General features: G+C 46.3%; 8 protein-coding genes and 2 tRNA genes. 5 read left to right on the plus strand and 5 right to left on the minus strand.

The features are described 5' to 3' along the window. Positions 1-71: 71 nt before the first annotated feature. On the minus strand, positions 72-1,121 hold the full coding sequence (locus DW862_RS11480; protein ID WP_008770942.1) for a leucine-rich repeat domain-containing protein: 1,050 nt from the start codon (positions 1,119-1,121) through the stop codon (positions 72-74). A 103-nt stretch (positions 1,122-1,224) separates the two neighbouring features. Here DW862_RS11480 and DW862_RS11485 point away from each other — a divergent pair, with 103 nt between their 5' ends. Next, positions 1,225-2,121: a CPBP family intramembrane glutamic endopeptidase gene (locus DW862_RS11485; protein ID WP_120068287.1), complete on the plus strand. Its 897-nt coding sequence runs from the start codon at positions 1,225-1,227 to the stop codon at positions 2,119-2,121. Here DW862_RS11485 and DW862_RS11490 read toward each other — a convergent pair. After that, a complete protein-coding gene (locus tag DW862_RS11490; RefSeq protein ID WP_008644202.1) occupies positions 2,093-4,225 on the minus strand; it encodes a Tex family protein in 2,133 nt (710 codons plus the stop codon). The genes DW862_RS11485 and DW862_RS11490 overlap by 29 nt on opposite strands. A 118-nt stretch (positions 4,226-4,343) precedes the next feature. Between DW862_RS11490 and DW862_RS11495 the strand changes: the two genes are divergently transcribed. From DW862_RS11495 to DW862_RS11505, 3 genes are all read left to right on the plus strand, one after another. Then, complete coding sequence (locus tag DW862_RS11495) at positions 4,344-6,278, plus strand: HAMP domain-containing sensor histidine kinase (RefSeq protein ID WP_118196559.1); 1,935 nt, start codon at positions 4,344-4,346, stop codon at positions 6,276-6,278. Next, positions 6,275-8,017, plus strand: a complete 1,743-nt coding sequence (locus DW862_RS11500) for a bifunctional UDP-sugar hydrolase/5'-nucleotidase (protein ID WP_120068290.1) — start codon at positions 6,275-6,277, stop codon at positions 8,015-8,017. The genes DW862_RS11495 and DW862_RS11500 overlap by 4 nt, the downstream gene beginning before the upstream one ends. 95 nt (positions 8,018-8,112) lie before the next feature. Then, positions 8,113-9,015: an AraC family transcriptional regulator gene (locus DW862_RS11505; protein ID WP_015531278.1), complete on the plus strand. Its 903-nt coding sequence runs from the start codon at positions 8,113-8,115 to the stop codon at positions 9,013-9,015. 2 nt (positions 9,016-9,017) lie between these two features. Here DW862_RS11505 and DW862_RS11510 read toward each other — a convergent pair whose 3' ends face one another. After that, positions 9,018-9,602, minus strand: coding sequence for a Crp/Fnr family transcriptional regulator (locus tag DW862_RS11510; RefSeq protein WP_004316331.1), 585 nt, complete (start codon positions 9,600-9,602; stop codon positions 9,018-9,020). 15 nt (positions 9,603-9,617) lie between these two features. Here DW862_RS11510 and DW862_RS11515 point away from each other — a divergent pair, with 15 nt between their 5' ends. Further along, entirely contained in the window at positions 9,618-10,439 is an 822-nt protein-coding gene (locus DW862_RS11515; protein WP_120068294.1) for a DUF3845 domain-containing protein, read from the plus strand. 27 nt (positions 10,440-10,466) lie between these two features. Here the strand turns inward: DW862_RS11515 and DW862_RS11520 are convergent. Together DW862_RS11520 and DW862_RS11525 are read right to left on the minus strand one after the other, a co-directional pair. After that, positions 10,467-10,538: transfer RNA gene (locus DW862_RS11520), tRNA-Glu, on the minus strand. A 67-nt stretch (positions 10,539-10,605) separates the two neighbouring features. Beyond that, a tRNA-Ser gene (locus DW862_RS11525) sits at positions 10,606-10,692 on the minus strand. Between the last annotated feature and the right edge of the window lie 314 nt (positions 10,693-11,006).

Genomic DNA, 11,006 nt, shown 5'->3' on the forward strand with positions numbered 1-11,006 from the left:
TTTAGAGAGGGTGCATAGATTTTCTATTTCACCCTCTCTATTTTTTATTACTCATAAAATAAATCGTATATTTATTTCTTATAAACCAACTTACTCGGAACTCCCTCCCCGAATAAATTATCACCCAGTGTCGTAATCTTATTTCCGGTAGCCAACACATAGCGGAGATTATCGCATCCCATAAAAGCACCGAACTCAATAGCCGTCACACTGGCTGGCAGCTCCAACGTGCCGCAAAGGCGACCGCAGTTGCTAAATACACGCTGTCCGATAGATTTCAGATTATGAGGTAATTTCATATTCAACAGATACTTTTTCTGTGCGAAAGTGAAGTCGGGGATAGCCGTTGCGTTCGTTCTGGAAATATCGACAGAAACGAGATTCGGCATATAATCGCGGATCAGTTTGAAGTCGGCGTTATCCAGTTTACCTTCAACGGTCAGGAAGTTGATGTCTCTGGGTTGCAGTCCCGCTTTCAGGATCTCTTCTTCCAGTTTGCCCATGGCGCCCACTTGCAGGGTAGTCTCTACCGGTTCCCCCTCGATAAACGCAAAGTTCTGCCATCTGTCCTTGTAGCGGTAAGAGTCGCTGCTGCCCAGGGGGACGAAGATAGCGGTAACGCTGTCTGCCAACGCTTCCGGCAACAGGTTGGGAGCTGTCTTCTTTCGGATCTGGCAGATTTTCAGGTTCTCGCAACCTTTGAAGGCGGCATCTTCGATATTCTTTGTTTTCTCCGAAAGAATCACTTTCTCCAGCGTGGCTTTGCCTTTGGTCACTCCGTCCACCACATTCGAGAATGCGTATGCAGGAATGAAGTTCGGCATATAAATATAGAATTTCCCGTTGGGATAAGTGCCCGCTTTTCCGCTGTACATCTTGATTTCAGCGTTCGAAATATCCAATACTTTCAGATTATCAAATTCGTCACGGAGATGGCGGAAGTCCTCCGCGTTCAGTTTTCCGGTCAGTGTGAGATGGGTGACACTGTTGGCTTCCTCTTCAGTCATCATGGAAATCAGCGTACCGGGCTTACTCACATAATACGTTTTACTCACTTGGGCGGCTGCTCCTAACGCATTAGCGGCCAATAAGAAACTTATCAATAGTAGTTTAATTTTCATAATTTTGTAGATTTGTTCTGACAAATATAGGAAAAATAGAGAATACATGATGTTTTTTTATGTTTTATATCTAATTTTGTAGCCGGATTAACAAATTGTAAAAATGGAGGCAGACAACATTGCTGGGGGCAAAGAACCCAAAAGACTTCCTGTGTGGGCTTGTATCCCGCTGTTTATTGTGATACTTTTCATCCTTCTTGGATTGTATGGTACGCTGGCCCGCGGATGTTTGTCGTTGGTGTTGGGTGTGGAAGCCCGCCATCCGGGAGTGATGGGATACATTATTCTCGAAGCCAGTATGCTGCTCGCCGTTCTGACCGCCGCTATTCCTATGCTTCGCTTCGAACGCCGTCCGTTTTCTGATTTGGGGCTCTCCTTAAAAGGACACGTTAAGGGACTGTGGTATGGCCTCCTGATGGCAATCCTGCTCTATCTGTTCGGCTTCGGAATCTCGTTCGTTTTGGGAGAGATAGAAGTCACCGGTTTCCAGTTCAAGCCGTTGGACCTGCTGGGCTCGTGGGTATTTTTCCTGCTGGTCGCCTTGTTCGAAGAAATACTGATGCGCGGCTATATCCTCGGACGCCTATTGCATACCACCATGAATAAATTCCTGGCACTTTTTGTCTCGGCAGCGTTATTCGCCTTTATGCACATCTTCAATCCCGAAATCGCTTTCCTGCCTATGCTCAACCTGTTGCTGGCAGGTATGCTGCTGGGAGCTTCCTATCTATATACGCGCAACCTGTGTTTCCCTATCTCGCTTCATCTTTTCTGGAATTGGATTCAAGGCCCCATCCTCGGTTATCAGGTAAGCGGAAACAACTTCACTACCAGTATGCTGACTTTGCGTATGCCCGAAGAAAACGTGCTGAATGGCGGAGCCTTCGGTTTTGAAGGCTCGCTCATTTGCACAGTACTTATGATTGTATTTACGATTCTGATCGTGTGGTGGGGAGAGAAAAGAGAAGCAATCAGTCTTGCGGTACCCCGATCATACTAAGTTGAATCCGTTTCCGGTCATAATCTACATTCATCACCCTCACCATGACGTGCTGATGGATGGACACCACTTCTGTCGGGTCGGAAATGAACCGTTCCGCTAATTGAGAAAGGTGTACAAGACCGTTCTCCTTAATTCCTATATCGACAAACGCCCCGAAATTAGTGATATTGCCTACAATGCCCGGAAGAATCATCCCTTCGCGCAAATCGGCTATGGTGCGTACATTCTTGTCGAACTCGAAGACTTTGATAGCCTTGCGCGGGTCACGTCCCGGCTTGTCGAGCTCCTGCAAAATGTCCTGTAAGGTAGGCAGACCGACGGTAGGAGTGATGTAGTCGGAAATATTGATCTTCCGGCGAAGTTCCTTGTCGGCTATCAACTCGTCGATGGTGCATTTCAGGTCTTTGGCCATTTGCTCTACGATGTGGTAACTTTCCGGATGCACGGCGGTATGATCCAACGGATTTTTAGCTCCGGGGATGCGAAGAAATCCTGCACATTGCTCAAAGGCTTTGGCGCCCATGCGCGGCACTTTCATCAGTTCTTTCCGCGAACTGAAAGCTCCGTTCTCCGCCCGGTAATTGACAATGTTCTGTGCCAGTTGGGGGCCCAGACCGGATATATAAGTGAGCAGATGACTGCTTGCCGTATTGAGATTTACCCCGACCAGGTTCACGCAATTCTCTACCGTCTGATCGAGTGCTTTCTTCAGCTTCGTCTGGTCTACATCGTGCTGGTATTGGCCCACGCCGATAGACTTGGGATCTATCTTCACCAACTCTGCCAACGGATCCATCAGGCGGCGTCCGATGGAGACTGCCCCACGCACCGTTACGTCGTAATCCGGAAACTCGTCACGAGCAATTTTGGAAGCCGAATAAATGGAAGCCCCCTGCTCGCTGACTACAAACACGGGTATCTGACGGTCGAAACTCTGACTGTTGATGAAATCTTCCGTCTCCCGGCTTGCCGTTCCGTTACCGATGGAGATGGCTTCTATCTGGTAGGCCTCAATCATCTTGCGAAGTTTCGAAGCAGCCTCGCCGGTCTTGTTGATCGGAGGATGCGGATAGATATTCTCATTATGCAACAGATTGCCTTGTGCGTCGAGACAAACCACCTTACATCCGGTACGGAATCCGGGGTCGATGGCGAGCACCCGTTTTTGTCCCAATGGCGGAGCGAGAAGAAGTTGGCGGAGGTTTTCGGTGAATACGCGAATTGCTTCATCGTCGGCTTTCTCTTTGGATTGGGCGGCAAATTCTGTTTCAATGGAAGGCTTGAGCAACCGTTTGTAAGCATCCGTCGTAGCTTCGCCCACTTGCCGGCTACATTCGTTGTTGCCACGTACGAATTGGCGTTCCAAACGTTCGATGCAGGCCTCGTCGTCAGGATTGATAGACACTTTCAGCAACCCTTCCGACTCTGCCCGGCGGATGGCGAGCAGACGGTGGGACGTGCAACGTTTCAGTGGCTCGGAGAAATCGAAATAATCGCGGTATTTCGCTGCTTCTTCCTCTTTTCCTTTGACTAGTTTGGCCGTAATCTCTGCCTGGCGCCCGAACTGGTTACGTACCGCGTTGCGGGCACGCTCGTCTTCGTTCACCTGCTCCGCGATAATGTCACGCGCACCTTTCAGCGCATCTTCCACATCTTTCACTTCACCTTTTACAAAGGAAGCAGCTTTGGCGCTAAGGTTGTTTTCCCGTTGCAACAGCAGGATGGTGGCAAGCGGCTCCAGTCCTTTCTGGCGGGCCACTTCGGCACGTGTCTTCCGTTTGGGTTTGTAAGGGAGGTATATATCTTCCAGTTCCGTCGGGTTCCAGGTGTCGTTGATGCGTTTCTCCAGTTCGGCAGTCAGTTTGCCCTGTTCGGTGATGGTGCCGAGAATCGTTTCTTTCCGTTTGGCTATGTCGCACAACTTATCGTGTTGCTCTTTGATCTGCTCTATCTGCACCTCATCCAGCCCGCCAGTGGCTTCTTTGCGGTATCGGCTGATGAAAGGAATCGTAGCACCTTCGCCCAAAAGATGGAGCGTGCTGCTTATTTGTCTTTCCGGTATGCCCAGAAATCCGGAAATCATCTTGTGAAATAATTCCATAATTTGTATTTTTTGACAGTAAATGAGCGACAAAAATACATATAAATCTGTTAAACCCGACAAGTTTTACTATATTTGCAACTCAATTAATGAATTAACACATCAAAACTGCATTATTATGCTGGGACGTCTTGGATATTTTTTTATCTGTTTTCTTTGGCTCCTGCAGTCATCGAAGGTCTTGGCTGTCTCTAACGATAAGAAACCTATTCTGATTATCTGTTCTTATAATCCGGCAGCGCACCAAACATCGGTCACTATTTCCGATTATATGGATGAATATAGTAAGTTGGGAGGACAGCGCGACATCATCATCGAGAATATGAACTGTAAAAGCTTCTCGGAAGCTCCGCTATGGAGCAAAATGATGACACAGATTCTTGCTAAATACCAGGGAGAAAAGCATCCGGCGCAGATTATCTTGTTAGGTCAGGAAGCATGGGCCGCTTATTTGTCTCAGCGGGATGAAATGCAGGTGAAAGTGCCCGTGATGTGCAGTCTGGCGAGTAGCAACGTGGTGATATTGCCGGAAGATACCGTGGGAAGCCTGGATAGCTGGATGCCCGAATCTGTCGATCTCTTCGATGACCATCTGAATATCCCCGAACTCAAATCGGGATTTATCAACCAATATGATATAGAGGGTAATATTCAGATGATTCAAGCCTTCTATCCGAAAACGAAACACATTGCCTTTATTTCGGACAACACGTATGGCGGAGTGACCATGCAAGCATTGGTGCGAAAAGAAATGAAGAAATTCCCCGATCTGGATTTGATTCTGATGGATGGACGGAAACATTCTATTTATACCATCGTTGAGGAGTTGAGGCAACTGCCCGAAAACACGGTGATCCTGGTGGGAACATGGCGGGTGGATATGAACGAGGGGTATTTCATGAGAAATGCCACGTATGCCATGATGGAAGTTACCCCTACCATTCCGACTTTTACCCCTTCATCGGTGAGTCTCGGTCATTGGGCGATAGGAGGGGTGTTGCCCGACTACCGGAAAGTGGGTGGAGAGATGGCTATGGAGTCTGTACGGATGGATACGCACCCGCAGGATACGGCGAAACATCTTTCGGTAATCGGCTGCAAAGCGGTATTGGATAGCCGGAAGGTGAAGGAATGGGGGCTGGACCCGGCGGTATTGCCTTTTAAAGTGCAGCTTGTCAACCAGCCGGTTTCGTTCTATCAGCAATATACTTATCAGATATGGTCTGCCTGTGCTTTGTTTGTGATACTGGTGCTCGGCTTGTGCATCTCTCTCTTCTATTATTTCCGTACGAAACGCCTGAAAGATGAGCTGCTGAAATCGGAGAAGGACTTGCGCGTAGCAAAAGACAGGGCGGAAGAGTCTAATCGTCTGAAGAGTGCTTTCCTTGCTAATATGAGCCATGAGATACGCACACCGTTGAATTCGATTGTAGGATTCTCGGATGTATTGGCCGTTGGCGGTAGCACGGAGGAGGAACAGCAGTCTTATTATCAGATTATCAAAACCAATTCGGATTTGTTGCTTCGACTGATTAACGATATTCTCGACCTTTCACGTCTGGAGGCCAACCGGGTGACGCTGACTTGGGAGGAATGTGACGTGGTGCAGTTGTGCAGCCAGGTGGTGGCGTCTGTTAGTTTTTCGCGGCAGTCGTCGGAAAACCAGTTCTTGTTTACCACTTCTTTCGAATCTTTCCGGATGGTGACGGATGTGCAGCGTATGCAGCAAGTGATGATTAACCTGCTGTCCAACGCCAACAAGTTTACGAAACGCGGTAAGATCACATTGGACTTTTCTGTGAACGAGGAAACGCAAATGGCTGTCTTCTCGGTGACGGACACCGGATGCGGCATCCCGAAAGAAAAACAGGGACTTGTGTTCGAGCGTTTTGAGAAACTGAATGAATATGCCCAGGGTACCGGACTGGGATTGTCTATCTGTAAATTGATTGTGCACAAATGGAAAGGAAGTATATGGATCGATCCTGACTATACCGGTGGGGCGCGGTTTGTATTCTCTCATCCGTTAAATCTAAATATAGAAAAAGAATGAAACGAATCGTATTAATTTATGGCTTGCTTCTCTGCCTCGCTCTGTCTGTTGCGGCGCAGGAAAAGGTGGTGAAACTGAAGATTGTAGAAACAAGTGACGTACACGGCAATTATTATCCTTATAATTTTATAACCCGCCACGAGTGGAAGGGGAGTCTCGCACGGGTTTATTCTTTCGTGCAGAAAGAGCGCGAGCAATATAAGGAGAATCTGATATTGCTGGATAACGGCGATATTTTGCAGGGACAGCCCACTGCCTATTACTATAATTATATAGATACGGTGTCTCCCCATCTTTGCTCGGAAATGATGAATTACATGAAGTATGATGCCGGCAACATGGGTAACCATGACGTGGAAACGGGACGTGCCGTTTTCGACCGTTGGATTGCCACTTGTGATTTCCCTGTGTTGGGTGCCAACATCATAGATACATCTACGGGACAGCCCCATCTGGCTCCTTATAAAGTGTTGGAACGTGAGGGCGTGAAGATCGTGGTATTGGGAATGATTACCCCAGCCATCCCTGCATGGCTCTCCGAAAACCTGTGGAAAGGATTGCGTTTCGACGATATGGAAGAGACGGCACGCAAATGGATGAAGGTTATCCGTGAAAAAGAGAACCCGGATTTGGTGATCGGCTTGTTCCATGCCGGACAGGAGGCTTTCAAAATGTCGGGCAAGTACAACGAGAACGCTTCTCTCAACGTAGCGAAGAATGTGCCGGGATTCGATATCGTATTGATGGGGCACGATCATTCCCGCGAATGTAAGAAGGTGATGAATGTTGCCGGAGACTCGGTGTTGATTATCGATCCGGCTAGCAATGGGATTGTTATGTCTAATGTAGATGTGACCTTGAAACTGAAAGATGGAAAGGTGCAGAGCAAGGATATTAAGGGTGTCTTGACGGAAACGGAGGCTTACGGAATCAGCGAGGACTTTATGAAGCGTTTTGCCCCGCAATATGAAACGGTGCAGAAGTTCGTTTCGAAGAAGATCGGCACTTTTACCGAAAGTATCTCCACTCATCCTGCTTTCTTCGGCCCTTCTGCCTTTATCGACCTGATACATACCTTGCAGCTCGACATCACCGGTGCCGACATCTCGTTTGCCGCTCCGCTTTCGTTTGACTCGGAAATAAAGAAGGGGGATGTATTTGTGAGTGATATGTTCAATTTATATAAGTATGAGAACATGCTGTATGTGATGACTCTGTCCGGAAAGGAGATTAAGGATTTCTTGGAGATGTCTTATTATATGTGGACGAACCGGATGAAATCGCCGGAAGATCATCTGCTCTGGTTCAAGGAGAAACGTCGTGAAGGTGCGGAGGATAGAGCGTCTTTCCAGAATTATAGTTTTAATTTTGACTCGGCTTCGGGCATTATTTATACGGTGGATGTCACTAAACCGCAGGGCGAGAAGATAACGATCACAAGCATGGCCGATGGTTCTCCTTTCCGCATGGATAAGATATATAAGGTGGCCTTGAATTCTTACCGTGGCAATGGTGGCGGAGAATTGCTGACGAAAGGGTCGGGCATCCCGCAGGAGAAATTGAAAGACCGCATTATTTTCTCTACGGATAAGGATCTCCGTTTCTATCTGATGAATTATATTGAGGAGAAAGGAACGATGGACCCGAAAGCGCTCAATCAGTGGAAGTTTGTCCCGGAAAAGTGGACGGTGCCGGCTGCCAAACGTGATTATGAATATCTGTTCCGGTCTGTTCGATAAGTATCTAAAAGTGTTCATTATGTCCGATAATGCTCCCGATTGGCTTGTATATCTGATTAAATGCTGGTATATTTGTCGCCAAAAAAAGAGAGAGTATGGATATTCAAAGTGTTCCGAAAGTAGGTATTTCTTCGGTAGTTCATTCTAAACATATAGATGCCGACAACATTGATGTTGTTGATAATGATATAGCGCTTTTCGATACGGAGAGCGTTATATCGTTGTATAACGGGCCTACCAAACTGGAAGTGTTGACGGTGGGGCTTTGTCTGGAGGGTACCGGTACTTTTAAGATTAGTCTGCGTGAATTTCAATTGTGTCCTGGATTGATGGTGATAGCACTGCCTAATCAGATTATCGAGCAGCGGTATTTCAGTCCCGATTTTAAAGGCATTTTCTTTGCTGTGTCGAAGAACTTGCTGGAAACGTTGCCTAAGATCGGAAATGTGCTTTCTTTGTTTTTCTATCTGAAAGATTATCCGTGTTTCGACCTCACTCCGCACGAGCAGGAGGTGGTGAAGGAGTATCACGCGTTTATCAGGAAACGGTTGAGGAATAAGGAAGCTTTATATCGTAGGGAAGTGGTAATGGGACTGATGCAGGGGTTCTTTTTCGAGCTTTGCACTATTTTTACTAATCATGCACCTGCAAACGCTACTACGATGAAGAATAAAAGCCGGAAAGAGTATATCTTCGAACGCTTTTATGAGTCTCTGGTGGAGTCTTACCAGTCTGAACGCAGCGTAAAATATTATGCCGACCAACTGTGTCTGACGCCGAAACATCTTTCGGGAGTCGTGAAAGAAGTCAGCGGAAAAACGGTGGGAGAGTGGATTGACGAGTTGGTGATTCTGGAAGCGAAAGCCCTCCTGAATTCTTCAAGTATGAATATACAGGAGATTGCCGACCGGCTGAATTTTGCAAACCAGTCTTTCTTTGGGAAATATTTCAAGCATTACACCGGTATGTCTCCAAAAGAATACCGGAAAAGTCGCTAAAATCATAGAACACCGGAGCGTACACGGCTTAGTGTCTCCGGTGTCATCAGAAGATAGGAAGCGATGTGTGCCAGAGGAGCGCGTTTGATGATTTCCGGATGTGTTTCGAGCAGGAGGTTATAGCGTTCGCGAGCGGATTCGAAACGCCAGGAGTCTGCTTTAACCTGTGATACAATTAAAGAGTATTCCAATATCTTTTGATAGAACATGTTGATTTCCCAGTTCTCCCTCGCTAATTTTTGTATCATGTCGCGGGGGAATAAATAAATAATGGAAGGTTCAAGAGTTTCCACAATTAGCCGGGTGGGTACTTGTTTCAGAAAACTTTCAATGCACATCACGATACATCCTTCGTATGAGAAATGTTCGGTCACGTCTTTCCCGTTTTTGTAATAGTACTGCCTAAGCATGCCTTTTCCTACAAAAACAAGTTCGTGGGCTACTTCTCCCTCGTTTAGCGCTATGGCTCCTTTGGGGAATTCTTCACGAATCAGTATGCTTTCTATCTGCCGTCTTCCTTCTATACTCATCTCCGGAAAGCGGGAATTGACAACAGCATTTACAGTCTCTCTTAATAGTGTATCCATGTCTTTTCTGTCTTGATGTGTGCAAAAATACTAAAAACGGTTGACATAAATCAAGGGTGGTATAAAAAAGATGTATCTTTGTCCGCAAAATCAAGAAGTAAGGTGATTATGAATAAGATAATAGGCTTGGCAGTGTTGCTGTTTTGTTTGAGTGGTTGCGTTAGGGATAATGATGCTATTTATTATCCGGTTGGCAACGTGGATGTGGAAAGAGGCGGTCCGGCTTTGGAAGCAGGAAAGGGAGATTTGATAGCCCGAAGTTATAATACCGAAGATTATGTGTTGGACACGCTTGCGCAATATCCGGGTGACCCGACTCTCGGTAAACTGACATTTATGATTAACCTGAAAAATCAGTCGGCGGATCGGGAAGTAGATGGATTTAATGGCGTCGGCCGGTCTAAACTAACGATGAGTCTTGGATATAAAGACGGTAACTATTCGGCAGAAAGCCAAGTCCCTGTTTATACCTCGTCTGACGTGACTGCCAGTTATGCAATCAAACTCCGCTTGAAAGGGGAATTGACCTTGACGGGAGACGAATGGATGATTGACTATGTGTATGCCCAATTAGCGGGCTTATTCCAGCCTTATCCGCCTACGTCTTTCCCGGAAGTGTTTATGTGTAAAGGAGGTGAGCAACCATTCGCTACTTTCGATTCTTTCCGTAGAACCTGGACGTTTGATATAACCTATGATCGTTCCAACCTTTCTTTCAGCCAACTGTATTTCAACTTGTTCGTAAACCTGGCCGGGCAGAAGAGGGAAGAAAGAGTCCGGTTGAGAATGGATAAAGAATCTTACTTTGAGATCTATAAAGAAAAAGAGGAAATGTAGTTTAACTGCATTTCCTCTTTTTCTTTGTAGTGGGTACGAGAATCGAACTCGTATTACATGCGTGAGAGGCATGTGTCCTAACCGTTAGACGAACCCACCGGAGTTTGATAGATTAAAAAGAGCCAAGTCTTTAAAACTTAGCTCTTTTTTATATTGAGATTTTTTGCGGAAGCTGGGGGATTCGAACCCCCGGTACCCTTACGAGTACGTCAGTTTAGCAAACTGGTGGTTTCAGCCACTCACCCAAACTTCCTTGAACCCGCATTCTCTCTCAAATGCGGTGCAAATATAGGGGGAACTTTTGGACTACGCAAATCTTTTAGCAAGATTTTTTTTACCTATTTTTTGTAAAATGAGATAACCTGCTATGTTTCAAATGTTAAACGGAAGAATTTTTTTTCGAAAGCTTTTAATTTTTATCGATGGAATGGGAACTTGAAACATATTGACGCTATCCGCTTATTATAGTGACGGTATCTTCATGGGATAGGGTAAACATCCGGATGGGATAGTGACGGCTCACCCGCAATTTCTTGGGGGTAACTATTTGTAGCTTTCTTTAAAGTG

It is taken from the genome of Bacteroides sp. AM37-9, from assembly GCF_003603455.1.
GTDB lineage: Bacteria > Bacteroidota > Bacteroidia > Bacteroidales > Bacteroidaceae > Bacteroides > Bacteroides xylanisolvens.